25 protein-coding genes are annotated in these 26,576 nt (G+C 47.0%); 19 read left to right on the forward strand and 6 right to left on the reverse strand.

Annotation, left to right across the window (positions count from 1 at the left end; all coding sequences use genetic code 11):
* Positions 1-600 precede the first annotated feature (600 nt).
* The 15 genes from ACYQ2M_RS19305 to ACYQ2M_RS19375 all read left to right on the forward strand — a co-directional run bounded on the left by ACYQ2M_RS19305 (position 601) and on the right by ACYQ2M_RS19375 (position 17,669).
* On the forward strand, positions 601-1,515 hold the full coding sequence (locus tag ACYQ2M_RS19305) for a DMT family transporter (protein WP_459918018.1): 915 nt from the start codon (positions 601-603) through the stop codon (positions 1,513-1,515).
* Between the two features lie 226 nt (positions 1,516-1,741).
* Positions 1,742-3,133, forward strand: coding sequence for a DEAD/DEAH box helicase (locus tag ACYQ2M_RS19310; protein ID WP_459918019.1), 1,392 nt, complete (start codon positions 1,742-1,744; stop codon positions 3,131-3,133).
* 98 nt (positions 3,134-3,231) lie between these two features.
* A complete protein-coding gene (gene ubiE / locus ACYQ2M_RS19315) occupies positions 3,232-4,026 on the forward strand; it encodes a bifunctional demethylmenaquinone methyltransferase/2-methoxy-6-polyprenyl-1,4-benzoquinol methylase UbiE (protein WP_459918020.1) in 795 nt (264 codons plus the stop codon).
* A gap of 457 nt (positions 4,027-4,483) precedes the next feature.
* Complete coding sequence (locus ACYQ2M_RS19320) at positions 4,484-7,474, forward strand: molybdopterin-dependent oxidoreductase (protein WP_459918021.1); 2,991 nt, start codon at positions 4,484-4,486, stop codon at positions 7,472-7,474.
* A gap of 25 nt (positions 7,475-7,499) precedes the next feature.
* The gene (nrfD, locus tag ACYQ2M_RS19325) at positions 7,500-8,804 is read left to right on the forward strand and encodes an NrfD/PsrC family molybdoenzyme membrane anchor subunit (RefSeq protein WP_459918022.1); all 1,305 of its coding nucleotides are present in this window, start codon (positions 7,500-7,502) and stop codon (positions 8,802-8,804) included.
* A gap of 3 nt (positions 8,805-8,807) precedes the next feature.
* Positions 8,808-9,323 (forward strand): DUF3341 domain-containing protein, encoded by a 516-nt coding sequence (locus tag ACYQ2M_RS19330; RefSeq protein WP_459918023.1) that lies wholly within the window; start codon positions 8,808-8,810, stop codon positions 9,321-9,323.
* The gene (locus ACYQ2M_RS19335; protein WP_459918024.1) at positions 9,320-10,558 is read left to right on the forward strand and encodes a hypothetical protein; all 1,239 of its coding nucleotides are present in this window, start codon (positions 9,320-9,322) and stop codon (positions 10,556-10,558) included. The genes ACYQ2M_RS19330 and ACYQ2M_RS19335 overlap by 4 nt, the downstream gene beginning before the upstream one ends.
* The gene (locus ACYQ2M_RS19340; protein WP_459918025.1) at positions 10,549-11,178 is read left to right on the forward strand and encodes a cytochrome c3 family protein; all 630 of its coding nucleotides are present in this window, start codon (positions 10,549-10,551) and stop codon (positions 11,176-11,178) included. The genes ACYQ2M_RS19335 and ACYQ2M_RS19340 overlap by 10 nt, the downstream gene beginning before the upstream one ends.
* A 16-nt stretch (positions 11,179-11,194) precedes the next feature.
* A complete protein-coding gene (locus ACYQ2M_RS19345) occupies positions 11,195-12,568 on the forward strand; it encodes a cbb3-type cytochrome c oxidase subunit I (RefSeq protein WP_459918026.1) in 1,374 nt (457 codons plus the stop codon).
* Complete coding sequence (locus ACYQ2M_RS19350; RefSeq protein ID WP_459918027.1) at positions 12,565-13,497, forward strand: cbb3-type cytochrome c oxidase subunit II; 933 nt, start codon at positions 12,565-12,567, stop codon at positions 13,495-13,497. The genes ACYQ2M_RS19345 and ACYQ2M_RS19350 overlap by 4 nt, the downstream gene beginning before the upstream one ends.
* 26 nt (positions 13,498-13,523) lie before the next feature.
* The gene (ccoS, locus tag ACYQ2M_RS19355; protein ID WP_459918028.1) at positions 13,524-13,778 is read left to right on the forward strand and encodes a cbb3-type cytochrome oxidase assembly protein CcoS; all 255 of its coding nucleotides are present in this window, start codon (positions 13,524-13,526) and stop codon (positions 13,776-13,778) included.
* Between the two features lie 48 nt (positions 13,779-13,826).
* Positions 13,827-14,102, forward strand: a complete 276-nt coding sequence (locus ACYQ2M_RS19360) for a hypothetical protein (RefSeq protein ID WP_459918029.1) — start codon at positions 13,827-13,829, stop codon at positions 14,100-14,102.
* A gap of 3 nt (positions 14,103-14,105) precedes the next feature.
* Positions 14,106-14,339: a hypothetical protein gene (locus ACYQ2M_RS19365; protein ID WP_459918030.1), complete on the forward strand. Its 234-nt coding sequence runs from the start codon at positions 14,106-14,108 to the stop codon at positions 14,337-14,339.
* On the forward strand, positions 14,340-14,855 hold the full coding sequence (locus tag ACYQ2M_RS19370) for a c-type cytochrome (protein WP_459918031.1): 516 nt from the start codon (positions 14,340-14,342) through the stop codon (positions 14,853-14,855). It abuts the gene before it with no gap.
* Positions 14,856-15,197: 342 nt separating this feature from the next.
* Entirely contained in the window at positions 15,198-17,669 is a 2,472-nt protein-coding gene (locus tag ACYQ2M_RS19375; protein WP_459918032.1) for a heavy metal translocating P-type ATPase, read from the forward strand.
* 143 nt (positions 17,670-17,812) lie between these two features.
* On the opposite strand, the gene ACYQ2M_RS19380 is transcribed toward ACYQ2M_RS19375, so the two are convergent.
* From ACYQ2M_RS19380 to ACYQ2M_RS19390, 3 genes are all read right to left on the reverse strand, one after another.
* Entirely contained in the window at positions 17,813-19,330 is a 1,518-nt protein-coding gene (locus tag ACYQ2M_RS19380; RefSeq protein WP_459918033.1) for an ABC1 kinase family protein, read from the reverse strand.
* 194 nt (positions 19,331-19,524) lie between these two features.
* Positions 19,525-19,806 (reverse strand): hypothetical protein, encoded by a 282-nt coding sequence (locus ACYQ2M_RS19385; RefSeq protein WP_459918034.1) that lies wholly within the window; start codon positions 19,804-19,806, stop codon positions 19,525-19,527.
* A gap of 288 nt (positions 19,807-20,094) precedes the next feature.
* Entirely contained in the window at positions 20,095-21,030 is a 936-nt protein-coding gene (locus tag ACYQ2M_RS19390; protein ID WP_459918035.1) for a UbiA family prenyltransferase, read from the reverse strand.
* 417 nt (positions 21,031-21,447) lie between these two features.
* Here ACYQ2M_RS19390 and ubiG point away from each other — a divergent pair, with 417 nt between their 5' ends.
* Positions 21,448-22,146, forward strand: coding sequence for a bifunctional 2-polyprenyl-6-hydroxyphenol methylase/3-demethylubiquinol 3-O-methyltransferase UbiG (gene ubiG / locus ACYQ2M_RS19395; protein WP_459918036.1), 699 nt, complete (start codon positions 21,448-21,450; stop codon positions 22,144-22,146).
* Here ubiG and ACYQ2M_RS19400 read toward each other — a convergent pair.
* Entirely contained in the window at positions 22,133-23,377 is a 1,245-nt protein-coding gene (locus ACYQ2M_RS19400) for a 3-dehydroquinate synthase (RefSeq protein WP_459918037.1), read from the reverse strand. The genes ubiG and ACYQ2M_RS19400 overlap by 14 nt on opposite strands.
* Before the next feature lie 2 nt (positions 23,378-23,379).
* Positions 23,380-24,222: a sugar phosphate isomerase/epimerase family protein gene (locus ACYQ2M_RS19405; RefSeq protein WP_459918038.1), complete on the reverse strand. Its 843-nt coding sequence runs from the start codon at positions 24,220-24,222 to the stop codon at positions 23,380-23,382.
* Positions 24,223-24,541: 319 nt separating this feature from the next.
* Between ACYQ2M_RS19405 and ACYQ2M_RS19410 the strand changes: the two genes are divergently transcribed.
* Positions 24,542-24,718 (forward strand): hypothetical protein, encoded by a 177-nt coding sequence (locus tag ACYQ2M_RS19410; RefSeq protein WP_459918039.1) that lies wholly within the window; start codon positions 24,542-24,544, stop codon positions 24,716-24,718.
* 524 nt (positions 24,719-25,242) lie between these two features.
* The gene (locus tag ACYQ2M_RS19415; protein ID WP_459918040.1) at positions 25,243-25,413 is read left to right on the forward strand and encodes a hypothetical protein; all 171 of its coding nucleotides are present in this window, start codon (positions 25,243-25,245) and stop codon (positions 25,411-25,413) included.
* Between the two features lie 115 nt (positions 25,414-25,528).
* On the opposite strand, the gene ACYQ2M_RS19420 is transcribed toward ACYQ2M_RS19415, so the two are convergent.
* Positions 25,529-25,741 (reverse strand): hypothetical protein, encoded by a 213-nt coding sequence (locus ACYQ2M_RS19420; protein ID WP_459918041.1) that lies wholly within the window; start codon positions 25,739-25,741, stop codon positions 25,529-25,531.
* A gap of 382 nt (positions 25,742-26,123) precedes the next feature.
* Between ACYQ2M_RS19420 and ACYQ2M_RS19425 the strand changes: the two genes are divergently transcribed.
* Positions 26,124-26,378, forward strand: a complete 255-nt coding sequence (locus ACYQ2M_RS19425; protein WP_459918042.1) for a hypothetical protein — start codon at positions 26,124-26,126, stop codon at positions 26,376-26,378.
* Positions 26,379-26,576: the final 198 nt, after the last annotated feature.

Raw genomic sequence — 26,576 nt, forward strand, 5'->3', positions numbered from 1 at the left:
GGTTTTCTCCTTATTATATTGATCTAATAAAATTTTTAGCTATGGTCCATAAGTTATCAGGCTTTGTCAATGCCTTTTGGGTCTTGGTCATAACATAGGCCTTTCTGGGTAGGAGTAATGCATGCGTTATTAACACTTATTGCCTTGATTCCATTCGAAAACAGTACAATTGGATAATTTTCTATATAGCGTAACTATTTATTATCCATATCATAAATATATACATAGGGGCAATTTGATTTTCCAGAACGGGCCGGGCTGTTGATCAGGAAGTCCCGGTAGAGTGGAGCGCGGAGCGGAGCTGTCCATCAGTCTTAACAACAAGGTATTTACAAAAAAGGGATCATCGCGTACAAGACAAGAAAAATAGGACATGACTTGTTAATCATAAGTTCTTACCATGGTTTGTTTTGATTTTAAATAACCCATTCAAATCATTAAACCTGGATCTTGAGAACGGTAAAGATTCTGGTTGAAAATGTAATTCTTTGGACAGAGTCCCATATTCGTCTGTTTGGACCTTTGTAGTATACTAATGCTATGTGAGCGGGTCAAAACAGGTGAAGCTGGGGGCCTGCACCGAAAAAAGGCGATACAAAGATGGAACCAACTAAAATATCGGGATATCTATGCATACTTGGGGCGGGCAGCCTGTGGGGAGTTCTTGGTTTAATCGGTAAAATTTTATTTGAATACGGACTCAAATCCCCGGACATCTCCTTTTACCGCCTGTTTATGGGTAGCCTTTTTATATTGATCTATCTGTCGGTCAAGGATCTGGATCTATTAAAAATTGACCGCAAAGGGGTATTGCTCACAGCCATAATCGGATTGATCTCCCAAACTCTGCCCAATGTGTTTTATTTTCACACCATTGATCAAACCAGCATCACAACGGCCGTGATTCTCCTTTACACCGCACCCGTTTTTACCAATATCATTTCCAGATTTATTTATAATGAGCACTTTACGCCCCTGAAACTGTTTTCCATGGCCCTTTGTGTAACAGGGGTTGTTTTCACCGCCACAGGTGGAGACACCAGTACCTTGAAATTCAACACGATTGGCTTAGTCACAGGGATTCTTGCCGGATTAACCTTTGGTTTGATGCCTATTTTAAACAAAGGCATTGTCGGGAAATACGACTCCTGGACGATCCTGTTTTACAGCTTTCTCTGGGGCAGTGTCTTTTTACTGCCCATGGCCCGGCCGTTTAAAATATTTTCCATCCACCTGGATCTTCGTTTCTGGGGTACATTTCTTTTTCTGGGACTGTTTCCTGCCATGTTTGCCTATGGATTGTATCTAAAAGGTCTCTCCATGGGGGTGACACCTTCAAAGGCCACCATTATCAGCACGGTGGAGATCGTAGTGGCTGTATGCATTGCCTGCACACTCTTCAATGAAAGACTTAATTTATACAACACCCTTGGCATTGTCATGGTTGTTGTTGCCTCCATTTTAATCCAGATGAAGAGTCCAGTGAAAATGCTGTTGGTCAAAGATAATCAATAAACTCATGATTCGAGTTCGAAATGTTCAAGATGATCGTGTGGCCTGAAATCTAAGCCCTGCGTTTGCTTAATGCCTCAAAGCCTCGAAAATTTTGAGACATTCCCCTGGGATTATGATATATTACCTAATTCACTTGAAATCCTTCAGCCAATATCCTCTGGTCTAAAGACCCATGGGCTTTTTTTGTTGGCTTTTTATAAATATTAATGAACCAGTTGGAAAAAATATGTCATTTGAAGAACTTGGCCTTCGGGTAGAATTGCTTAAAGCCGTTAAAACCAATGGCTACAACGCCCCCACCCCCATCCAGAGCCGTGTCATTCCGGCCATTATTCAGGGACGGGATGTCCTTGCCAGGGCTCAGACTGGAACGGGTAAAACCGATGCTTTTGCCTTGCCGCTGGTGCATGTTTTAAGTCAGCACAAGGGCGCTGGTCGACATCCCCGGGCCCTTATTTTAACTCCCACCCGGGAACTTGCTCTCCAGGTGGGAGACTGCTTTAAAGATTATGCCAGAAGGGTATCTCTGCGATGCTCTGTGGTGTATGGCGGGGTAAACATAAACCCGCAAATCCACCGATTAAGAAGGGGTATTGATATCCTTGTGGCCACCCCTGGCCGTCTTCTGGATCTAGCATCCCACAGGGATCTGGATCTTTCCCTGATAGAATTCCTCGTATTTGACGAGGCCGACAGAATGCTGGATCTGGGCTTCAGTGGGGAGATCTCCGCAATCCTTGAACTTATGCCAAGTCATCGGCAGACCATGTTGTTTTCTGCCACATATACCCCGCAGATAAGGCAACTTGCAGATAAGATGCTCAATAATCCCCAAAACATTGAGGAAACCCCAAATATTAAGGCTGCGGCATCCGTTTCCCAGAAGGTGCATCTGGTGGAACAGAGTAATAAATGTGCCCTGCTTGTCCACCTGATCACCAAAGAAGACTGGAACCAGATACTTGTATTTACCCGTACCAAACACGGGGCAAATAAGTTGACGGATAATCTTATGGCAAAGGGGGTCAGTGCTGCTGCCCTGCATGGCAATATGAGCCAGTCCCAGCGTACCCGGACATTAAAGGCGTTTAAAAAAGGGCAAATAAGAACCCTGGTGGCAACGGATGTGGCAGCAAGGGGGCTTGATATCACACATCTTCCCCATGTGGTGAATTATGACATGCCCCGGGCCCCGGAGGATTATATCCATCGCATTGGTCGAACGGGACGCGCCGGATTAAGGGGAGTGGCGGTTTCCCTGGTCAATCATCATGAAAATGCCAGTTTGAAGGCCATTGAGGAACTGTTGAAACAGAAAATTCCCCGGAAACCCGTAAAAGGGTATACCGTGGATGGTGATGTGCCGGATTTTGTTTTATTGCGCCCCAAAAATCCCGCCAGTGAAAGAAAGGCAGACAAGGGGATAAAGGAGGTGGTGAGCAATAGAAACGCTGCAAAGGCAACTGCCGTCAAAACCAAGGATTCCGGCAAAAGAAACGGGGATGAATCAAAAGCACCCGCTGGCAAAAAAGCTCAAAAATTTAAAAAAAAGCCTTCCCGGTCAGAAGCACGTTCCCGCCCAGTACCGAGAAAGGGAAGAAGCAGAGGGAAAAAATAGGACGCCCGGGCAAATAAAAAAACATTTTCATTTGTTGTGCCAGATGCTATAAATTAGAGAATCTTTTACATCAATATCAAATGGACCCGGACAAGAGAATGATCTTAGCTGTTGATAAATGGTACAATAGAGAAAAACGACAAGAGCAACTTGAAAGGCATGTATCAGAAACTCGGACGGCAACATTTGGGTTTACCACCTATGCCGAATCCGATAAGCGTCACCGGGTCAACCGGCATTTCAATTCCATTGCCACGCGATACGACTTGATGAATACCATTTTGAGTGGCGGAATTCATTATGCATGGAAACGAAGGGCCGTTGAAACACTCATGATCAAACCGGAAGAAAAAATCCTGGATGTATGCGGCGGAACCGGTGATATGGCCTGTTTGTCCGCATCCAGAACAGGTAAAAAAGGTGTATCGATTGTGTACGATATGAACCGGAAAATGATCGAGCAAGGGAAAAGAAAATCCATAAATGGGGTAACCTTTGTTCAAGGGGATGCTGAAAGCATCTCTTTTCCTGATGGTTCATTTGATGCTGTTTCCATTGGATTTGGGATTCGAAACGTCACCCATCTTGAAACCGGTTTCAAAGAGATCTTTCGAGTGTTGAAAAAAGGAGGCGCCATGTGTTGTCTGGAATTTTCAAAACCTGACAACTCATTTTTTAGATTTCTTTACGATCTGTATTCGTTCAGGATAATGCCGTTAATAGGGGGGCTCATCACCGGCTCAACAGAAGCCTACACTGCGTTTCCCGAATCCATACGCGCGTTTCCACTCCCCGGAGAGCTGAGCCTGATTTTACAAGATATTGGTTTTAAGGATATCAAAGTCGAGAAGTTGACAAATGGTATCGCAGTGATTCATTCAGCAAGAAAATAAAGCTCTATTACTGATAATTAAAAGTAAATATTCGGCTTGCTCATGTAATTGTTTGGCCAGTGCCCCATATTCGCCTGATTGGGGCTGCGTAGTATACGAATGCGATGTGAGCATGAGCAGACCCAAACAGGTGAAGATGGGGTGCTGACCGAATATTTACATATTAAAAATCGTTTTTACAAATTAAGACAATAGCTTTTGGCCAATGCTTTTTGAGTTGTTACAGACCGATGGCCCTTTGATTCAAAACTAGTGTACTGTCATCTCTTAATTTTTGGATAACTGATTTTGAACAGCTCACAGATACTCTGTTATGGGAGATGCAGAATCCCAAATTTTAGCATTGTCCGTGCACCAGGGGATTCAATTGTCCCACTTATTCGGAAAACTCAAATGGCCTCTGAATGGGAAAAATGTATATAAATCTATCAGCACCGTTACGATAAAAGGACGCATAATGGATAGGCGAACATTTCTCAAAACTGCTGGAATCGGAAGCATTTCTGTTGCCTATGGCTGCAAGTCAGACTTTGACAAAAATATTTTTTCGCTGGTAACGGCCCCGGAAGATTTTGTAACAGGGCAAGCGGTATGGTATGCCTCCACCTGCATGGAATGCCCGGCAGGATGCGGAATCCTTGCAAAAAACCGTGAAGGCCGGGTCATTAAACTGGAAGGGAATCCCGCCCATCCGGTGAATCTTGGGAAACTGTGCATCCGGGGCCAGGCTGCCCTGCAATCTGTTTATGATCCAGACAGACTGATGATGCCGCAACTCAAAACAGGGCAGCGTTTTAAACCCATCTCCTATAATCAAGCCTTTGATATTCTGAAAAAGCGGATGCAAACCGCATCAGAAAAGGGAAGCAACCGCGTTAAACTGTTGACCGGCATTACCTCTGCTCCCCTTTCCGCCCTGTTTGAAGCCACCCTGGAAGCCTTTGGTTCAAGTCCCGCAGCCATGTACGAACCCTACTCCCACGATGCTTTGAGGGCAGCTCATCAGGCCCTGTTTTCAAAACCCATGCTTCCCTCTTTTCACATGGATAAAGCTGATTTTATCCTGGGATTTGGCGCGGATTTTATAGAGACCTGGCTGTCACCGGTTGAATATATTCGCAAATTCAAATCCATGCACAGCCTTAAAGACGGTACAAAGGGAACTTTCGTTCATGCTGGGCCTTACATGTCCCTGACGGCTGCCAATGCAGACAAGTTTTTCCCAATCACTGCGGGAACCGAATATATGGTGGCCCTGGGGTTGGTCCGCCAAATTCTGAAAACCAGAAAAATAGATCATTTGCCTGCGCCGTTTTTAAAAGAACTTGCGGCTGTTGTCAGATCATTTAAGCCTGAAATAGTTGAAGCATATACCGGATTTCCGGAAGCGGATCAAAACCATCTGGCCAAATCCCTGCTCACATCCCATCGTCCCCTGGTTCTGGGATCAACAGGCACCACAACGGCAGACACCTCCTTTGCCCTGGAGATGGCCGTGACCCTGATGAATCTTCTGCTGGACAAGGATCTTTCCCTGTATGATTTTGAACAAAGGCACGCCCTTGAAAAGGTCATGACGGCAAAAGAGACAGCAGATTTCTTTAAATCGGCTGTTACGGATTCCACTGATCTCTTTTTGTTTTATAATACCAATCCCCTGTTCACGTTTCCAGAAAACAGAGATTTAACAGAGATTTTCAATCGCAAAGAGATCTTCAAGGTCAGTTTTTCAAATGTCATGGATGAGACGTCCAAAAAGGCAGACCTTGTTTTTCCTGTGCAGATGCCCCTGGAAACCTGGGACAGTTATGCGGGCAACACGGCATGCATTTCAACCCTCCAGCCTGCCATGGGACGGTTAAGCAAGGCTCCTTCCATGGGCGATGTTTTCCTTGACCTGTCTGACAAAGATCGGCAGTTTGAGGACTACTATCAATATCTTGCCGACTACCTGTATACGAATATGCCTGAAAAGAGCAAAGTCCATTTCATTCAAACAATTCAATCAGGCGGGATATTTCATTCCAACAGCAAATCCGGGGGCCAAAGACCATCCCTTGACCCTGGCTCCATCAAGACACTTAAAAATGCACTTTACGTCATCGAACCCTCTGAAAAACCAGAATTAAAATTTTTGGTGGTTCCGTCACTTCGGCTCTATGACGGTCGAGGGGCCAACAAGTCCTGGCTCAATGAAATACCTGATCCCGTGACCAGTATTGCCTGGGAAACCATGCTCATGATTCATCCTGATACCCTTAAAGAATTTGGATTCGCACACGGAGATATCCTGACCATTGAAGCAGGCGATAACGCCATTGAAGCGCCGGTCTATTCCTACCAGGGCGTGGCGCAAAGAGTGATGGTCATGCAGATGGGCCAGGGGCACAATGCCTGCGGCCGGTATGCCCAAGGATTCGGCAGCAACCCAGCTGATCTATTGACGGGCAATCTTGAGAGCTCCGATTTTCTCTCTTATCTGATCACCCCCACTTCGGTTAAACGAACAGGCCAGGTGGAAGCACTTCCCCAGACAGACGGCAGCCGGTCCCAGTACAAACGAAAAATTGCCCTGTCCATGACCTTGGCCAACAGTCATAGCGAAAAGGGGCACGGTGAATCTGCCGGCCACGGCAAATCTGACAAACATGGGAAAAAAGAGGGTGGGGGGCTGGATATGAATCAATTCCCGTTAACCCTGCCAACCAAGGAAGGATACGATAAAAAGCGAGATGCTTACGCGCCCCACGAGCATGACGGCTACCGGTGGGGAATGATCGTGGATCTGGACAAATGCGTGGGATGCAACGCCTGCGTGGCCGCATGCTATGTTGAGAACAATATTGGCGTTGTGGGAAAAGATCAGATCATAAAAGGCCGGGAAATGTCCTGGCTGCGAATTGAACGATACCAGGATCAGAACAGTGAAGAACGACTGATTTTTCTTCCCATGATGTGTCAACACTGCGATTCGGCGCCCTGTGAGTCCGTATGCCCGGTGTATGCCCCCCACCATTCCAAAGAGGGGCTCAACAACCAGGTTTACAACCGCTGTATCGGCACCCGGTTCTGTGCCCAGAACTGCCCGTACAAGGTTAGAAAGTTCAACTGGTTTGACTGGGAAAGACCCAAACCCCTTAACCTTCAGCTCAACCCCGATGTCACAGCCAGAAGTAAAGGGGTTATGGAAAAATGCTCATTTTGTGTACAGCGAATTAAAAAAGCCCATAATCAGGCAAAAAACGAGAACCGTAAAATCCGGGACGGGGAGGTTCAGCCAGCATGTGTGCAGACATGTCCTGCCAATGCATTGACCTTCGGTAATTTCCTGGACAAGAACAGTGCGGTTTCCATCCTGGCCCGGGAGTCACGGGCTTACCAGGTGCTGGGCTATCTGAATACCAAACCTGCCGTTATATATCTTAAGAAAATGGTGCAGGAACTATGAACCTTCAACCAGGGGTTTTAAACATATGTCTCAATTGACCTTTGAAACAATCAATACCACGGTTCTGGACACACTGAGCCGTCCGGGAAAGGCCTACTGGTGCATCATCGCCCTGCTGTTTTGCGGGGTCATCATGGGGGCTTCCTGCTGGGCCTACCAGATCTTTGTCGGCGTGGGCGTGGCAGGCATGAACACACCGGTCCACTGGGGCACCTATCTGATAAACTTTGTTTTCTGGGTGGGGATTGCCCATTCCGGCACCCTGATTTCCGCCATTTTATTTTTGTTCCGGGCAGGATGGAGAAATCCCATAGCAAGGGCTGCTGAGACCATGACCGTCTTTGCCGTGTGCATTGCGGGCCTGTTTCCCTTTATCCACCTGGGACGGGTCTGGCTGGTGTTTTACATGCTGCCCATTCCCAACCAGCGGACCCTGTGGCCCAACTTTCAATCGCCCCTGATCTTTGATGTCATTGCCATCTCCACCTATCTCACCGTGAGCAGTCTTTTTTGGTATACCGGGCTTCTCCCGGATCTTGCTATTATCAGGGACCGGTCCCAGGGGGTACGCAAAAAGATCTTCAAGGTGCTCTCCCTTGGATGGTCCGGCAGAACGGGTCAATGGATGAACTACTCAAGGGCCTATCTTTTGTTTGCTGGACTGGCTACTCCCCTTGTTATTTCTGTCCACAGCGTGGTGTCCTGGGATTTTGCCCTTAGCGTGATACCCGGCTGGCATACCACCATTTTTGCTCCCTATTTTGTTGCCGGGGCCATTCATTCAGGCCTTGCCATGGTGCTGACCTTAAGCATCCCCTTGAGAAAAATGTTAAAGTACGAAGCGCTGATCACCATGGATGTACTTGAAAGCATCGCAAAAACCATTGTTTTTACCGGCATCATTGTGGGATTTTCCTATGCCACAGAATTGTTCATCGCCTGGTACAGCCACAACAGCATTGAGATGGAAACCTTCTGGTGGCGGGCCTTTGGTCATTATGCACCCGAATACTGGATCATGGTGATCTGCAACACCGTCATCCCTCTTTTGTATTTATCAAAAAAAATCAGAACCCATGTCATCCCTTTGTTTATCATCTCCATTTTTGTCAATATCGGCATGTGGTTTGAGCGGTTTGTCATCATCGCGGGCAGCGTTGCCCATGATTTTCTGCCCAATGCATGGGGGCATTACCGCCCCACATGGGTTGAGGGAGGCATCATGGTGGGGGCCTTTTGTCTTTTCTTTTTCCTGTTTTTGCTGTTTGTTAAGCACCTGCCGTCGGTTTCCATGACGGAGATGAAGGAAATGATACACAAAACGGAGTAAGTCATGAATACGGATGCCATCATAGTCACCGGCCTTTATAACACCCAGGAAGAAACCCTGGCGGCCGTGGAAAAAATTCAGGAAAAGGGCTTTGAGGTAACTGAAGTTCACAGCCCCATTCCCAGCAACGCCCTTGCAAGGGCCCTGGGCAGAAAAAAAAGCAGGATAGGATGGTTTACCCTGACCGGCGGGATCATGGGATTTATTTCCGGATTTTCCCTTGCTGTGTTCACGGCCACTAGATGGAGCCTCATTGTCAGTGGAAAGCCCATCCTTTCCTGGATACCGTTTTTTGTTATTGCCTTTGAATTTACCATTCTGTTTGCTGTGCTTGGCAATGTGCTGGGCATCGTTACCCAGGTGGGGCTTCCTGATCCAAACTATGAAAAAAATTATGACCCGGAATGCTCAGGCTCTCTGTATGGTATTGAAGTGGCTTCAACGCCCGAAGACGCTGACAGTCTGAGAGATCTACTTCACCGTACTGGGTCTTTAAAAAAACAGAGGGAAACCAAATGACGTCCATGGACACGGCATTCACAAAATCTTCAGTACCTTTTAATAAGAGTGTGTACTTCATTCCTGCACTCATTGCCGGAGGCGGATTTCTATTTTTCATTATTTTGGCAGTAACGGGTCACCCGGAAAAAGCCTGGCTTGCTTACCTGACAAATTTCATATTTTTTACCATCCTCTCCTGCGGGGGACTTTTATTTTCCACCCTCATGCACTTTACCAAGGCCGGATGGAGCCACACGTTTGCGGCCGTAGCAGAGGCTTTTTCCGCCTTTTTCCCTGTCTCCTTTGTTCTTTTTATACTTCTTTTCATCGGGCAGAATTACATATTCCCATGGGTGGGACAAGATCTTCACGGCAAGGAAGTGTGGTTGAATGTTCCCTTTTTATTTGCCCGGGACAGTGTGGCGTTGTTGATTCTCTACAGTCTTGGATTTGGTTATCTGTATCACTCGCTTAAATTCAGATTAAAGACGGCTCCCCCAAATACCCGGTTGAAAACATTTTTATTCAAGCGGTTTGAACAAAGCCTGTATGACCCTGAAATCATCAAACGCCGGATGACGGTTTTTGCTGGCTGGTATATGTTTGCCTTTGCCATGTGCCTCTCCCTTATCGGATTTGATCTGGTCATGAGCGCGGATCCGCACTGGTATTCAACCCTGTTTGGGGCCTATACCTTTATCAAAGCCATCTTTGCCGGGTTCGGGGCTATTATCCTTTTGGTATCGCTTCTTCACCTAACCCCCAAGGTTCCCTTTACCCTGACCCCGACACAGCTGGCTGACATGAGCACGCTTTTTTTTGGCTTCAGCATTGTATGGGGGGATTTTTTCTATTCCCAGTTCGTGGTTATCTGGTACGGGAACATTCCCGAAGAATCTGCATATATCATTGAACGGACCATGACCTATCCATGGAGCATTCTGGCATGGACCGTCTTTCTCGGCTGCTTTATCCTGCCGTTTATCATCCTTTTGAGCAGAAAAATAAAACAATCCCCCAGGTGCATGGTCGTCATCAGCTCATGCGTATTGGCAGGTCTGTGGATCGAGCATTTTCTTCTTTTGGGACCCAGCTTTCTTGCCCACGATCCGGCTGTGTTTCCCATTGGCTTTGGTGAACTCATCATTACCCTTGGGTTTTTGGGCCTCTTTAGTATTTCCATTTTAGCGTATTTCAAAGAATTGCCTGAAGCACTGAAAATAAATTCAGGGGAGGGGGGTCAATGGAAATAATACTGGTATCCCTGACACTTTTAACCCTTATGGTTCTGGTGATTCTGGTGGGGACAAAAGGCAAACCCTTGACCCTTGTCTCTCAGTTTCACTCTTTTTCAGCCCAGGTTAAAGAGAATAAAATTCAATTGTTGGTATTCAGCGCTTTGATCATTTTGCTTTTTTTGTTTGCCTATTTTTATTATCTCATGCCCCATGTGGATGCAGGGCCTGCCCAGCCCATCTCTTTCAGCCACAGGCTCCATGCCGGCAACAAAAAAATTGACTGCCGTTTCTGCCATTCGTATGTGGACCGGTCCATCCATCCCGGGATTCCGCCGGTGGAAAAATGCCTTTACTGCCACAACTTTATTATTCCCAATCACCCGGAAATAAGAAAAGAACATGCTTATTTTGATACAAAGACGCCCACACCGTGGAAAAAGGTTTTTTATGTACCCGAACATGTCATGTTCAACCATGAACGCCACATAAAAAAAGAGATTCAGTGTGAAGCCTGTCACGGGGACGTTACAGGGACTGACAGGCTTAAGCGTCATGAATTTAAAATGGGATTTTGTATCCAATGTCATAGGAAGGAAAAAGCCAACCTGGACTGCTGGCTTTCCTGTCATAATTAATAGAGGAGTATTTGCTTTGCCCGAGAACCCAATCCAACCCGATACCGCCACTTACCTGACAGCCAGGGGATTTTGTTTGACCTCTGCCGTCTGGATGATGGTGGCCACCCTGGCAGGATTTATTGCGGCCATAGAGCTTGTGGCCCCTGATTTAACCGGCAACATTGCCTGGCTTCTCTTTTCAAGACTTCGCCCCATGCATGTGAACCTGGTGTTGTTCGGGTTTGTTACCCCGGGTCTTCTGGCCAGTGCGTTCTATCTGGTTCCCCGGCTGTTGCGCACCGAGCTGTACAGTGAACGGCTGGGGGTCTTCACGGTTGTGCTGTGGAACATTGCCCTTGTGGCCCTGGTGGTCACTCTTGCCGCAGGCTTGACCCAGGGCCGGGAATACGCTGAAATGATCTGGCCCATTGATGTGGGAATCGTCGTTGCGTTCAGTTTGATTTTCTTTAATTTCATGATGACGGTGAAAAACAGGCAGGAAAAAATCTTGTATGTCTCTGTCTGGTATGTGCTGGCCGGGATTCTTCTCACCATCTGTACTTACAGCCTGGGCAACGTTATCTGGCAGCCGGACTCAGGTGCCCTTGTGGGCATTCCCGATGCCATTCTCCTCTGGTTTTACGGACACAATGTGTTTGGGCTTTTGCTGACGCCTCTGGCTGCGGCCATTGCCTATTACATTATCCCCCAGGTCTGCCGGGCTCCCCTGTACAGTCACACCCTGTCACTACTGGGTTTCTGGGCTTTGATCGTTATTTACACCCATATCGGAACCCATCATCTTTTACAGGTGCCGGTTCCCACCTGGCTCAAGGTGGTCGCCATTGTAGACAGTATTGCCATGGTGATTCCGGTCATGGCCTTTCTCATCAATATCTGGTACACGGCCAGGGGAAAGCTGGGTCTGATCAGTGAAGATATTGGTGGTAAATTTGTGTTCACTGGGACCATCATGTATTTTATCGTCAGTATCCGAGGATCAATGATGGCCCTGCCCGATGTCCAGCGGGTGACCCACTTCAGCCACTGGGTGGTGGGCCATGCCCATGTGGGTGTCCTCGGGTTTGCCGGAATGATTGCCCTGGGGGGTATGTATTTCATCCTCCCGCGAATAACGGGCAAACCCCTTTTCAGTCCATTCCTGGCCAATTTCCAATACTGGATGGTATTGATCGGCGTGGTCGGGTTTACCATCGTGCTGACCATTTCCGGACTCATCCAGGGCAATGCCTGGCTCAACGGAGAAACCGTGTACCGAGTACTTCCTGAAATACACATTTACAATATTGTCCGGGCGTCCCTGGGGTTGTTAATTTTTCTATCTGCCCTGTCAGGGTTTTATAATATTTTTAGATCACTCTTTTCAACTCCCGGAGAAACGCCATGAAAATGACACCCACAGCCATTGTCATCGGCAGCCTTCTTATCCTTGTTGCTGTTGTATCAGTGGTCATCATTCTTCCCTATGCCAACACCAGCAAAACCATTCCTTCGGATCTGTTCAGAACCCGGACGGCCATGGAAGAAAAAGGTCGGGCCCTCTATATCAGTAACGGATGCGTTTATTGCCATACCCAGTCGATTCGATCGGTGGACTGGGGCCTGGGTGCTGAGAGGATGGCCCAGGCCGGGGATTATCTAAAGGATTACCCCATACTCCTGGGTTCCCAGAGAACGGGCCCGGACCTTTCCCAGGAAGGCGGAGAACATCCTAATGACTGGCACCAGGCCCATTTTACCAACCCGAGATTTACACGGCCGTTGTCCATCATGCCCCCGTTTCAATTTTTACAGCAGGACAATATAGACATACTGATCCAATATACCCAGAGCCTGGGGCTGAAGAATGCAGACCTGAGAATGGAGAGACAAACGCTCTGGAAAAAACGATCCATTGACGCATACGAGTCGGGTGTAAACGAAAACGTGGCATGGATTCATAGAAATGTCCCCAAGGGCTGGCACGACATCCCCACACCCTACCCAGCCTCAGAGGCGGGCCTTGCAAGGGGTGAAAAAATCTACCAGGATTTCTGTTTTGGCTGCCACGGACCCGTGGGAGACGGCATGGGTCCGGCCCAGCCCTATCTGAATCCGCCGCCGTTGAACTTCACCATCCTCAAAGGCCGGGGGATCAGCGGGGGAATTATCTACTATCAGATCATGAACGGCATTACCGGAACCGCCATGCCCTATTTTAAACGGGAACTGGAATCTGAAAAAATATGGGATGTGGGAAACTACATTGCTAAATATTTTATTGGCGAGATCGATGCAAATATGGAACCCAAAGGAATTGATGCCGCATATGAATAACCATTTGAAAATCTATAGAGGCTGACATGTATTATCCGTTTTTTGTGGCATATATTCTAACCGGTCTGTTTATCGGTGTTTCCGTGTTTGTATGGGCGCTGAAAACCGGACAATTCTCCGACCAGCAGCGGGCAAGGTTTCTGGCCATGGAGGAGCGCACGACATCGGCAACAGCACCGTCAGCCAAGGCCGGCCGTGATCTCTATTGTGTCTTTTACCTGGCCCTTGCAGCCATTGGGGCAAGCTTTGCCCTGGTGGGCTATGCCCTTTTTTTCAGATAGGCAGTGATTTAAAACCCGAAACTGCGGCCAAAAACTAAGGATTGATAAATGAGATTTTTCGAACTTTTAAATACCCAGCATGTACTTGCCCTGATCATTCTGACCCTTATCTTTGCAGTCGTTTTTGGCGTGACCCTGTGGGTTCTACCCATGCTCGGGCCCAGATCCAGGGTCTCCAACCTTAGCGTCGTCCAGCACTTTGCCGACGGCATAGAAAAGGCAGACGGTCCGTTCCCCATGATCATTGCCCTGATCCTTTGCGGTACCGTTTTATGGGCGATTTATTACATTCTGTATTACGGCCTTTCGGAGGTTATATTATAACTTATGGACACACTCAAAATCAAAAATAAAGAGAGCCTTTTGCGCACTTGGCTGTGGATCATGACCATGGTTGCCATCATACTTGGTGTTGGATATTTCTCTTTTGTGGTGGTGGCGGACAAAGGCGTTCCTTCCTGGGATTATCGGCCCGTGAAAAGCCTTCCTTCAGAGTCTCCCTATGCGGTATATGAGAAAAATCCCCTGGGTCAACATGTCAGTGGCAAGGAGACCAACTAAATGAAAAAAGTGCTGTTTCTTGCCGTTTTTGTGTCGCTGGTTTTAACGGGGGTCTATACGGTCATTACCCTGTATGATTCAAACCTGAAACCTGGGAGAATGTACCAAACCCCGGTGGTCCGGCCCCATGAGGAGCCGGAACTTATAATGGACAAACGAACCATTAGCGATACAAAAAGTGAATCACTGCTAAGGGAATTGGTTAAAACCGATTTTGCCCTGACACCCATGGGATCTGTCCTGCCCACGCTGGCCAAAGGTGAAAAGGATTACCAGGCCTTCTGTTCCCATTGTCACGGCCCAAATATGGACGGGCTTGGAACTGTGGGACAGAGTTTTTCCCCCCTGCCCACGGACCTGGCTGGCGAGAAAACCATCGCCATGAGTGACAGGGAATTGTTTGCCTTTATCAGCTATGGCGGCAAAAAAGCGCCTGCCCTGGCAAGCTCCATGTCTGTTGAAAGCCGGGAAGCGGTTATCCGGTATATCCGACATATACAGAAAACCGCCCGCTGATCATCTTATCCTTATGCAACTCGGCTGGGTAAGGATGCATAATGTACACCGTGGTGCTCTCTGTATACCCCCATGTCCTGCCGAACACAACGAAAATGGAAAATGCTACACCATGCCGCCGCCCCCCGACGGACAATGGGCCCGGCCCGGAACCGTAGACGGCTCAATTGGCCGGTTCCTATTGCCCGTCGGGGGGCGGCTCTGCTGAGGTAAACTTGAAGGCTGCCTTTTCATATAACCGCCACGGGCGGACCGTATTCTGACCTCGGTCTGCCCACAACGAAGCTTGAAATACGCCCCTGATTTGCGGAGTATTTCATATAAAAAAAAGAAGAGCAGGTAATGAAAAGAGAAGTCCCGTGTACCCTTTGCGGCCTGGCTGTTAAGGTTTCTAAGACTACCTCAAAAGAGATATTTTGCTGCCAGGGCTGCAAAATGGTCCATGCCATGCTCATGGAATCCGACCAGTACAAAGATACAAAGGATTTCAAGGACACCGATCTGTACAAAGAATGTGTTGCCGCTGGTATTGTTCCGGACACATCCAAAGACACGTCAACGTCCTGGGGAAAAAATTCTGAGTCCCCTGCCGAGGATTTATCCGGGACGGATGGAACGGTTCCCATTGATTCCGGTGATTTTCTGACCCTTAATCTCCAGATTCAAAATATGTGGTGTCCGGCCTGTGCATGGATAATTGAAAACACGCTCACCCGGTCAAAGGGCGTGATAACCGCCTCGTGCAATTTTTCCAGCGACCGGGGAAGCGTGCTGTATGATCCTGTAAAAACCTCTCCGGAAAAAATTTATTCCACCATTGAAAAGCTGGGATACCCTTCTGCTGATCTTGATCAAACACCCAAAAAGAACAGAAAAGAATTTATTCGGATCTGTGTGACCCTATTTTTAACCATGAACGTTATGATGCTCAGCTGGGCCATCTATTCTGGATTCTTTATTGAGCTGACACCGCACTCCGTTCAGCTTCTGGCCTGGCCTGTATTCATCATGGCCACCGTTGTTGTGTTTTATGGCGGATATCCCATACACAAACGGGCCCTTGTGGGTATCACATCCGGATGGCCTGGAATGGAAGCCTTGATATCCACCGGATCCTTTTCCACTTATATTTACAGCCTGTTTCATTTTTACTGGGGAAGCATCCATCTCTATTTTGATGCTGCCTCCATGCTGATTCTGCTGATTCTCACCGGGAAAATGCTGGAGCAGTCCGCAAAAAACAAAATTGCTGAAGGCCTGTGGGGATTTTTTTCCCTGGTTCCCCAGAAAGTCAGAATCTGTACAGAGCAGTTTCCCAGGGGACGGTATGTTTCCATAAAGCAATTGTCCCATGGGGATTCTTTTCTGTCTGAAGAAGGAGAGATTCTGGCTGCAGACGGCATTGTCACCAAGGGCGCTGCCGTCATTGATGAGTCCTCCATCACAGGAGAGGCAAAACCTGTCAATGTTCGTCTTCAAGACACCGTCAAAAGCGGTACACGGATTATTTCCGGCAAGATCCAGGCAAAAGCCGTAAAAGTAGGAGAAGAATCAATTCTCGGCAGAATGCTTGCCATCATGGAAAACAGTCTTTCCGAAAAAACCGTTCAGACCCAGCGGTTTGAGAACCTCTTAAAATTCTTTGTTCCATCGGTTATCGGTTTTTCTGTGATGACCTATTTTTTCTGGGAGCTTTACGGGCTGGATTCATATGAGGCCTTTAACCGAGGGATATCCGTCATGGTTATTTCCTGCCCCTGCGCCCTAGGCATTGCCATTCCCCTGGCTCTTGTGGCCGGGGTGTCTGCTGCGGGGAAAAAGGGTATCCTGGTAAGAGATTTTGAAGCGTTTGAAAGCGTTGCAGGGCTGGATACCATCGTTTTTGACAAGACCGGAACATTGACCACGGGCCGACTTAAAGTGCTGGGTATGGACACGGCAAACGGTTTTTCTGCTCAAAAAGCCTGGCAAATTATCCATTCCATGGAACAGGGCTCGGACCACTACATCGCCCACACCATATCAGCTTACGCAACGACCCGAGGAATACCGCTGCTTGATTTGGAAGATGTCATTTACCATTCCAACGGTGTCAGTTGTCGGTTTCAGGATAAATCCTATTGTTTTGGGAGCAGGGCTTTTGTGAATAAAAGCAATCAGGCGGAACCCGCTTTTGTTTCCAGTTCCGGGATAGGGGCCCAGATCATATCAACGGTATTTTTATCTTTAGAGGGTACCATTGTCGCAGCTGTCCATCTGGGAGATTCCATGAAAACCGGCGTAAAGAGGCTTGTTGCAGATATTGATAAACTGGGACTCTCTTGTTTTTTGATTTCAGGAGATGCTGAAAAATCCACCTTGGCCGCCGGAACCTTTGTGCAGATACCTGCAGAGCATACCCATGGCGGATTGCTGCCCCATGAAAAAGCCGAATTTATCAAAGCGCTTAAACAATCCGGCAAAAAAATTGCCATGGTGGGGGACGGCGTAAACGATGCGCCGGCCATGGCCCAATCCGATATTGCCATGGCTGTTCATTCAGGCCTCAACCCGGGGGAGGGGGTTGCCGCCATTACCCTCATGCAGGAGACTCCGGTCCAGCTCATCGATTTTATAACGCTTGCAAAACGAGTGAATCGTAAAGTCAAGCAGAACCTTGTATTTGCCCTTATTTATAACATCATCAGCATCCCGGTGGCCGCCAGCGGCTTTTTGAATCCCATCATCGCTGCAACTGCCATGCTTTTAAGCAGTCTTTCCGTGACGTGCAATACCCTGCTGTTGGTAAAAGGGGAATCGAAAAACAGACCATGATCCCATAGCTAAGCAGAACAGGCAGAACTAAAAATATTTTCTGATTCTCTTGCCTAAATAACACGAAAAACAAAGATAAGAATCTAATTGCAACAGCCAGAAATCATTTTCATTCTTCATAGATTAAAATTAAGTATGAGGTGTTACAGACGTCCTGAGCGGAGGATTGAAATTATCAACCAGAGTCCCAGAAAAGTTGCGATGACATACCCTGAAACGCCGAGGAGGACGGTTAGTGAGATTTTGGGAAATCCCGCAAATCCAAGGTCAATGTCAAAAAGTTTCTGGGACGAATTAAGAATCAGGGCAGCGGCAATGGTGGAGGCAGAAATGATTATTCCCACAATCAGCCGGTTGATTCCTCTTTCCAGGGATTGGTGTAACGGGGCGGATGCTGTGTGCCGAATCTCCATGGAAAGGGTGTTGTCTGCTGCATTGGCAAGGAAACCGCTGAAGCTTGCTGGCATGGATTCAAGATGGCCTGCTATTTTCCGTGCATCCGCATTGAATCGTTTGAACAGCTGGTCCGGTTCAAAACTTTTCTTTAGAAGTCTTTCGGCATAGGGCCTGGCGATTTGAAGAATGCTTGACGTGCAGCCAAGTTTTTTTCCAATGGCTTCATTCTGAACAAAGGTCTTGAAAATCAGCAGGAGATTCCTTGGCATGATGACCCGGTGCTTGAGCACCAGTTGCATGACTTTATCATAAACCTCTTTGACAGAAATGGTGGGGAGAGACCGGCCATAAAAGGGTTCGCTGACCTCCTTTAAATCCGCTTTGAATTCCTTGAGACGGATCTCTTTATTGTCCAGGAGACCCATCTCCTTCAGGGCATCCATAACCAGATCATAATCGTGATCTGCAAACCCAAGGCAAATATTGGCAAGTTCTTTCATCATGTCATCATCCACATAGCTCACCAGCCCGAAGTCGATAATACTGACCCGGCCATCTGGCATGACAATGGTGTTCCCCGGGTGGGGATCGGCATGGAAGAAACCAAACTCCATGAGCTGTCGAGAGAAGGATCTCAGGCCAATAAGTCCAACGTCTCCGGGGTCGATGCCTGCGACTTTGATGGCCTCCACCTGATCGACCTTGATTCCATCGATGTACTCCATCACCAGGACTGACCGGCTTGTAAATTCACGATAAACTTTGCAGATATGCAGTTCGTGCGTATGTTTAAAATTATTTCTGAACCGCTCAATATTGCCGGCTTCCACAAACATGTCCAATTCGTTGAAGATGGTCCTTTCAAACTCTTTGACAAGGTTCACGACACCAAGCATCCTGCATCTTTCAGAACGATTCTCCATCTTGTGTGCAAGATAGTACATCAGCCGGATGTCTTTGCGGATAATGGGAAGGATATCAGGTCGAATCACCTTGACCGCCACCCGTTCCCCTGAAAAAAGCCAAGCCTCGTGAACCTGGGCCACGGATGCCGCTGCAATGGATTCGGAATTGAAGCGATGAAACAGGACTGTCAGGGGTTTGCCTAATTCCCTTTCCACCACACTGGAAATCACCGTCAGGGGAAGGGGTTGCACCTGATCCTGGAGTTTTTTGAATTCATTTACAAATTCAGAAGGCAGAATATCATCCCGGGTGCTCAAAAGTTGGCCGAGCTTGATAAAGCTTGGACCGAGCCGCTCCATACAGAGGCGGATTATCCTGGGCGATGGGAATTCAGTCTCAGCAGTATACCTGTTTTTTTTGGGAACGCCAAGTACCTTGGACGAAACCTGGGCAACACGGCCGGTCACATCCCTGATCCCATACCAGACTGCGACGTAGAGGATGCACACAAACCGCCAAAACAGCTTAACGTTTAGGAAGAGTCTCAAAACAATCATTCGTCAGAAGCGTTGGCCGATTTGTCTGCGGAGGCTTTATCCCATTTTTTTGCGATCTCTTTCAGTTTTGAACGGTCGGAGATATAATGTTCAACATAGCCGCAGTTGACACAGACGTAGTTATCGATGGGAGCCATGCTTGTAAGGCTTATGGGAATTGAATTGCTGGCAAAAGGTCCGCCTTTCAGTAGACTGGAGATGGGGCCATCTTTAACAATCAGGTCAACTCCAGAATAGACTTCACCAGAACCACATTTAGGGCAATTGGCGTTTTTCACAATAGCACCTCCTAATAGTATCTTGTTAAGAAAAAATGGTTGTTTTAAGTTGTCACTTTGTTCCCAGGCAACACAGATACCCGCCCATGAGAGCCCACTGCGGTTGGGGCATCAGCTGCAATCAGCCTGAAAATATTCTGCCTGGTAATGTAAATGTTTGGCCAGTGCCCCAAATTCGCTTAGTTGGGATTGCGTAGCATACTATTGCCTTGTGAGCAGGCCCAACTAAGTGAAGATGGGGGGCTGGCCGAATTTTTACACTATCACAGTCTATCCAAACTTGCCAATTTACAGAAACAAATTCATCAGCACCACACACAACAAAAAAAACGGATAATAACTGGCCTTGTTGAAAAGGCTCATTGCGGCTTGATCTTCACCGGTTTTCCGAAGTTTTTGTGCCGGCAGAAGCAATAGGAGGAGAGAGCCTGTCCCGAAAACCAGATATGAAAACCAGTTAAAATCAATTGGCGACAGAAAGAACACGGCTGTCATGACACATAAAGCACCTGCCAGAAGCCCCATGATCAGGCCACTTGCAATGTCCCGTCCAAATACCAGCGGGAGTGTCTTTGCATTTATCAGCCGGTCTTCCTCTATGTCTGTATAATCATTGGGAATGTTTTGTCCCCCGGCTTCCCACAGAAAAAAGAAAACAAATATTAAACATAAAAACAGGGCATCGGGGTTTTTGTCCACGGCAAAGACAGCGGCAACGGGGCCGGCTGCTTTTACCAGCCCATTGATGACAATTCTGAGATAACTGATTTTCAATAAAAAGCAGTAAATAATCTCTAAGAGCGCGCCGCTCAGAAAGATCAGAATACAGACAGGGTTTAAATAATATGCACCCAGCACCGCCGTAACGGACCAGAAACCTGCCCATACCGCAGCGGATTTTAAGCTGATCACGCCCTGGGCAAGCGGGTGTCGGGTAAGGATGGAGTCCAGGTCGGTTACTTGCTTATCCATCGGCCGAATATTTTTTTTATCGTCTTTGTATCCGGCGATATCATTGAGTGCATAAACCGCTGTATACCCAGAAAAAACAGTGATAACGCCTGCCAGGACAATCCCCGTATCAGGAAAGCACCCAAGATAAACCAGGGCGGCAAAAACAGGGGCCATCATGTCGAGCACGCCGTGATGGGTCCGTGAAAGGGCAAAAAAGAATTGAAGTTTTTCCGGAACTATCGTGTCATAAAAGGACATTACATTTTTCAAACGCCACCCCGCTAAAAGTAGAACAAAACGTCAAACTCTGCCTTAAAAACAAGTCTTCATTTCGTGGAACACTGGCACACCCATGCATTGACGCTTAAATATTAGTGTTGTAGATAACCGATTTTTTTAGTAAAAAGCCACAGACATACCATGCCTGTATAAGGATACCCAAGAAACGATTGTAATAATCAAGCATGGACGGAAAGTATAAACGGATCAGGTGAAAACTTCAAGAATTTATTCACGAAAGCGCCTGAAATAAGTAAATATTCTGGTTGACAGTCAGTGCCCCATATTCGTTTGTTTGGGACTGCGTAGCATACTGATGCTATGTGAGAGGCCCAAATAGGCAAAGAAGGGGAGCTGGGTAAATATTTACTGAAATAAAACCATAGACAGGGACACTCAAGGAACCGGATGACACACAATATCTCTTCAAGTGAAATTGAAAAATTTAACGATTTTGCAACAGATTGGTGGGATGAAAACGGTAGGATGAAATCTCTTCATGATATCAATCCCTTACGGTTTGAATATATTATGCAGCAAACAGATCTTAAGGGCAAACGGGTGCTGGATGTGGGCTGCGGTGGCGGGATACTCACCGAAAGAATTGCAAGGCAGGCTGCCGCCACCATCGGCATTGACGCATCATCGGAAATGACGGCCATTGCCCGGATCCACGCAAAGCAATCAAACCTCGACATCCACTATATCGATACGGACATCGAACATATCACCCGGTTCACTGAAACCGGTTTTGACGTCATTCTCTGCATGGAACTGCTTGAGCATGTGCCAAGCTATGAATCAGTCATTACTGCGTGCAAAAAGGCCCTGAATCCCGGGGGAATCCTTATATTTGCAACCATCAACCGCAACCTGATGTCCTTTCTTCTGGCTGTGGTGGCTGCAGAATATGTTCTGGGGCTTCTGCCAAAGGGTACCCATGACTGGGCATCATTGATTAAACCTTCTGAACTTGCCCGTGCCTGTTCTGATGCTGGATTAAAGCAGATTGATATCACCGGGTTTTCATACAATCCGATTACCCGAAATTACTATTTTTGCAAAAATTCCATGGTCAACTATCTGGCAAGCTTCACCGCTGTTTGATCCCTTCGGTGATTCGGTTGTTTCTGCCCGGATCACAGCAGGCCTTCTTGAGAAATGCGACCCCCTGCCTCACAATCTCAAAATCCATTTTATGGCGTTCACATTTCTCCCCGATGCCATGGGGCATGGTAAACGTCAACCTGCCCCCAAGGTGCTGCCGGAACTCTTCAAGCCCGTTTTCTATTTCAAGGCGTCCCGAAGTGTCCGTGGTCTCCAGATAATGGCTCCACACCGGAAGACCACAATTTATCAGCGCTGTGATGATACGATCCAGCTCGGCCAGGGAAATCAGGGACTGTTGCCATGCATAATAGGAGTCGAGGGCAATGCCCACTGAAACTGCTTGGCCGTGCCCCATGGAGAACCCGGACAGCATTTCAAGCTTGTGGGCAGACCAGTGACCATAATCCAGGGGCCGTGATGACCCTGTTTCAAATGGGTCACCGCTGTGGGCGATGTGATCAATGTGGAGCCGGGCGCATCTTTCAATGGTCTCTTCTATGGCCTTTGGGTCCCTTTGTTTCAATAAGGTACAATTTTTCTCAAGAAATAAAAAAAAGGAGTTATCGCGTATCAAGGCAATTTTAAAGGCTTCCGCCACCCCCCCGATAAAATGCTCAAAGGGCAGGGTTTCCAGGAAATCATAGTCATTGATCACGGCCACGGGCAGATAAAATGTGCCGATACAATTTTTTTTACCATACTGGTTTATGCCGTTTTTAACCCCAATGCCGGCATCGTTCTGGGCCAGGGTTGTCGTTGGGATCCGCACCAGCTGTATCCCCCTGTGGAAGATGGCAGCGCTGAATCCCGCCATATCCAGAAGGGCTCCTCCGCCCATGGCGATGACCACACCGTGCCTGTCCAGTTCAGCTGTGTCCATGGACTTTGTTGCCCGGTGTACATGGTCCCAGGAGTTTTTTACCTGTTCACCCCCGGGAAACACCACAGGTTCTGAGGCCAGGCAAACAAGGTCTTTGTGGTGTTCAAACCACTGGGATATATCATTCAAGATTTGTGGGTTCTGGCGGGTCAGCCCGTCATCAATCATCACCACTATTTTCCTTGGCCGGGTCTGGTTTTCAACGGCAAGGGTCTTGATGAGAAGGGGATTGCTGGTGTTGAAAATATCACGGGTAAAGGAGACCGGGTAATGATACGACTGATCAAATTTCAGCGGAACGACGGTCTCTTGGGTGTGGTCTTCTTGTAACGATATTTTATTGTTCATAATTAAACCGAAAACCCATATTTTTCCATTACAGGTTTTAACGTCTCAATACTTTTTACACCGGCCTCGCAGGGCGCTTCGGTATAGGTATAAAGCTCAACACAAACATCTTTAGTGTAATTGAGTTCCCCGAGTCGTTTAAAAAATGCGTCATAGTCTATGGCACCCAGGCCGGGGATGAGATGGTGGTGCTTTCTTGTGGGCGCAATATCTTCAATGTGGATATGGCCAATTTTATCAAACAGGGTTTCAAGGGCAACTTCAGGCGCCTCTCCCACACAGTAAAAGTGACCTACATCAAAGTTAACCCCCAGATTTGGAGAAGTAAAATCCTTGATAAACGAACTCATCTGGCTGCTATTTTCAATTAAAAGATCAGGTTCTGGCTCAATAAGTATAGAGACGCCCAGGGCTTCGGCTTTGGGAATCACCTTTTCAAGCCCCTGGCGGAATAGTTTTAATGATGCGTCCCGGCTTATTTCAACCGGTGGCCCGCCCGGTGGCACCGAGATACACGGGCTTCCCAGGAAATGGGCGATATCCAGACAGTTCAATGTATGATCAATTCTCTCCTGTCTTCTTGATTCATCTGGCTCAATCCAGGAGGGAAGCCAGGTATTGCCCACGGCAAAAAGAGTGAAACAATTAAGGTTGGTAATCGTCAAATTTAGCTCTTTAAGTAATTGCTTGAGATTTTCAAGATCCTGTTTGTTTGCATCCGGGGGATACAGATGGGGTCTGTCGCACATAATCTCCACCCCCTGAAATCCCGTCTGGGCAATTAATTTAACAGCCTCGGAAAGAGAATATTTAACAAAAGCATTGGTGCTGTATGAAAATATCATTAATTTAAAATCCTTATTTTTATCCCTGCAGGGTAGCCTGCATAAGCGGGTGGGTAAGTTCCCCACCGGGAGAATCCAGGCCCATGGCCAAAAGGGCGGGCAAAAGGTAATATGGAGCGGGTAAATGCCGTGATCCAACTCTTTTAGTCTTACTCTTTTACGGTTGTTCCAATGCTGAAATCAAGAACAACTAACCCATGCCGACTTGCCCTCAATAGATACGTTTAAGGCCATATCATGTCAAGTAAATAAACCATTTCAACGGGGCGTCATATAAAAAATCCAGGATTTAATCCTTCCTTTTGTGCAGGTGTAGCCAGTGGGAGACGCGGCCCACACCGTCTACTATAAAGCCAGCCAGGGAAAACTTGGTGGGCAGATGCTGTTCCGCTCGGACGAATCACGCCTTTCCTTGGCCACAGTCGGTCGTGCCTGGGCCTTTGATGCACCCGGAGCTGAATTCAAACTGGGCCTGGAAGCCTGGCGCATCTGCTAGGCAGCCCTGTTTGATCCCATGATGGCCGTGCACACCTCCAATGTGGACCCTTTTCCCCACCAGATTTCCGCTGTATACGAATCCATGCTCCCCAGACAGCCCCTGCTCTTTGTCCTGGCAGATGCCCCTGGGGTCTCTAACGCCCCTGTCCTTGTCTCTGTTTATCCCTGTTGTTGTGAAGTTACACATCCTAATGAAAACACGTTGTGGTCATATCCTATATCTACGGAGGCAATATATTCCAGCTTGAGAACTGAGGTGAGCTTTTATCGTGATGTAGGTGTAACTTTTCTTCTTTCGAAGGCAAATGACTCTGGTTGAAAAAAAGAGAGAAATGATTATTATTAAGAATAATTTGGTCGGAAGCCTGTTTTTCATGACGCAATACGGCCATATTTGAGGTAATAAGGCGTTGTTCGTTGATCGGATCACTTTCGGTGGTTCAGTCTGGAACATGTCGCCAATATATATTAAGGTTCCGGTGTCGAACACAGTTTGACACTGTGCTGACGGGAGGTATTATCATGGAAGAATCCAACGAAAAAGTAAAATCAAAAAACAAAGAATGTGTCGATGAAAGTATTGACTCTTCTTCTTCTGGTACGGATGCCTGCGGATGTTTTGAAGTGGTCGATGCCTGTGGCTGTCCTGTTATAGACCCATGCGGCTGCTATACGACGTATTGCTGCTGCTAATTATGTGGGCAGTCACCCGACATTTATGTGCTAAATAACCTTATATATCTGCAGAAAGGTGGTTGCCTTTCTGCAGTTTCACACCATTGCATTCATGGAAAATGACATCTCTGTGTTACTTTTTATTTTTTCTTGCATTGACTGTGAGAAAAATATCTTTATCATTAACTGTGATGATCTCGTAAAAAGTCCAAGGTCTTTTTTTTTCATCACAACCCATTGCGTAAAAACAAGGCAAAGTCCATATTTGTTGTGGTAAAAAAATCATTGGCCGACTTTTTACAGGTCCATCAACTGTAGACGTAAAAAAATGATCTTTATTATTCATTTTCAGAGCTTTTAAGTATAAAATGGAAACGTCTATCAAAGAGTGGACTTATAAATGAGAGGTGCACTATGAAGAATAAGCGATACAGCCAGGAGAGAGCCTGTGGAATAAGCAAAAAAGGAAAACTGTTGAGGGCTCTGAGATGTTGTGAATTCAACACAGACAGCATTCAGGAGCTACGATCCTGTTATAGCCGCACTGCCAGACAGAACGGTGAATCTGCAAGGCAATGTATTGCAGCAAAGAATTTTGCCAGCGATTCATTTACTCAAGTTTAAATCAATTAAGGGGCGGGGACTAAGGCTCCAGGACTGAAAACCGCCCCTTTTTCAACTGACGGATCAACCTCAATCAGTCCTTTTTAAAATGGAGGATAGCTTTTATGAATGCTAAAGAGATATGTAAAACAATTAGAGAGATCTACCCAGAAATCGGTGCATGTGGTATTGATATTAATGTGAGTTTTGATAAAGATAACGACCGTTGGATTGTCGATCTAAAAAAAGGCAGAAAAGAGTTAAAAACCTTTCTTGAACCAGGCGATGCAGAATTGTGTCTTGAAGGAAAACAATGTTTAAGCCTTAGCATAGAGGTGAATCAGTTAAAAGACAGCATTGAAAGGGTGCCAACGTTATAGCCCCCACTGAGCGCGGTCACAGTTTTTGATGGGATCGTGGTCACATAAAAAGATTGGCTATGTATTAACGATTTGAAGAAATAATATATTATGACACACTCCCCCCTGGGGTTGATGGGAAAAGGCCTTCTTATATGCGAAAAACCGGCCAAATGCCTGAATTTGAGTCAAGATATTTAATGAGAATATGGTCAAATT

The sequence above is a fragment of the Desulfocicer niacini genome, from assembly GCF_054657595.1.

What these genes read in the sequence shown, in the direction of transcription:
- ACYQ2M_RS19305 (WP_459918018.1), top strand. Translation starts at nt 601, where the DNA reads ATGGAACCAACTAAAATATCGGGATATCTATGCATACTTGGGGCGGGC.
- ACYQ2M_RS19310 (WP_459918019.1), top strand. Translation starts at nt 1,742, where the DNA reads ATGTCATTTGAAGAACTTGGCCTTCGGGTAGAATTGCTTAAAGCCGTT.
- ubiE (WP_459918020.1), top strand. Translation starts at nt 3,232, where the DNA reads ATGATCTTAGCTGTTGATAAATGGTACAATAGAGAAAAACGACAAGAG.
- ACYQ2M_RS19320 (WP_459918021.1), top strand. Translation starts at nt 4,484, where the DNA reads ATGGATAGGCGAACATTTCTCAAAACTGCTGGAATCGGAAGCATTTCT.
- nrfD (WP_459918022.1), top strand. Translation starts at nt 7,500, where the DNA reads ATGTCTCAATTGACCTTTGAAACAATCAATACCACGGTTCTGGACACA.
- ACYQ2M_RS19330 (WP_459918023.1), top strand. Translation starts at nt 8,808, where the DNA reads ATGAATACGGATGCCATCATAGTCACCGGCCTTTATAACACCCAGGAA.
- ACYQ2M_RS19335 (WP_459918024.1), top strand. Translation starts at nt 9,320, where the DNA reads ATGACGTCCATGGACACGGCATTCACAAAATCTTCAGTACCTTTTAAT.
- ACYQ2M_RS19340 (WP_459918025.1), top strand. Translation starts at nt 10,549, where the DNA reads ATGGAAATAATACTGGTATCCCTGACACTTTTAACCCTTATGGTTCTG.
- ACYQ2M_RS19350 (WP_459918027.1), top strand. Translation starts at nt 12,565, where the DNA reads ATGAAAATGACACCCACAGCCATTGTCATCGGCAGCCTTCTTATCCTT.
- ccoS (WP_459918028.1), top strand. Translation starts at nt 13,524, where the DNA reads ATGTATTATCCGTTTTTTGTGGCATATATTCTAACCGGTCTGTTTATC.
- ACYQ2M_RS19360 (WP_459918029.1), top strand. Translation starts at nt 13,827, where the DNA reads ATGAGATTTTTCGAACTTTTAAATACCCAGCATGTACTTGCCCTGATC.
- ACYQ2M_RS19365 (WP_459918030.1), top strand. Translation starts at nt 14,106, where the DNA reads ATGGACACACTCAAAATCAAAAATAAAGAGAGCCTTTTGCGCACTTGG.
- ACYQ2M_RS19370 (WP_459918031.1), top strand. Translation starts at nt 14,340, where the DNA reads ATGAAAAAAGTGCTGTTTCTTGCCGTTTTTGTGTCGCTGGTTTTAACG.
- ACYQ2M_RS19375 (WP_459918032.1), top strand. Translation starts at nt 15,198, where the DNA reads ATGAAAAGAGAAGTCCCGTGTACCCTTTGCGGCCTGGCTGTTAAGGTT.
- ACYQ2M_RS19380 (WP_459918033.1), bottom strand. Translation starts at nt 19,330, where the DNA reads ATGGAGCGGCTCGGTCCAAGCTTTATCAAGCTCGGCCAACTTTTGAGC.
- ubiG (WP_459918036.1), top strand. Translation starts at nt 21,448, where the DNA reads ATGACACACAATATCTCTTCAAGTGAAATTGAAAAATTTAACGATTTT.
- ACYQ2M_RS19400 (WP_459918037.1), bottom strand. Translation starts at nt 23,377, where the DNA reads ATGAACAATAAAATATCGTTACAAGAAGACCACACCCAAGAGACCGTC.
- ACYQ2M_RS19405 (WP_459918038.1), bottom strand. Translation starts at nt 24,222, where the DNA reads ATGATATTTTCATACAGCACCAATGCTTTTGTTAAATATTCTCTTTCC.
- ACYQ2M_RS19415 (WP_459918040.1), top strand. Translation starts at nt 25,243, where the DNA reads ATGGAAGAATCCAACGAAAAAGTAAAATCAAAAAACAAAGAATGTGTC.
- ACYQ2M_RS19420 (WP_459918041.1), bottom strand. Translation starts at nt 25,741, where the DNA reads ATGAATAATAAAGATCATTTTTTTACGTCTACAGTTGATGGACCTGTA.
- ACYQ2M_RS19425 (WP_459918042.1), top strand. Translation starts at nt 26,124, where the DNA reads ATGAATGCTAAAGAGATATGTAAAACAATTAGAGAGATCTACCCAGAA.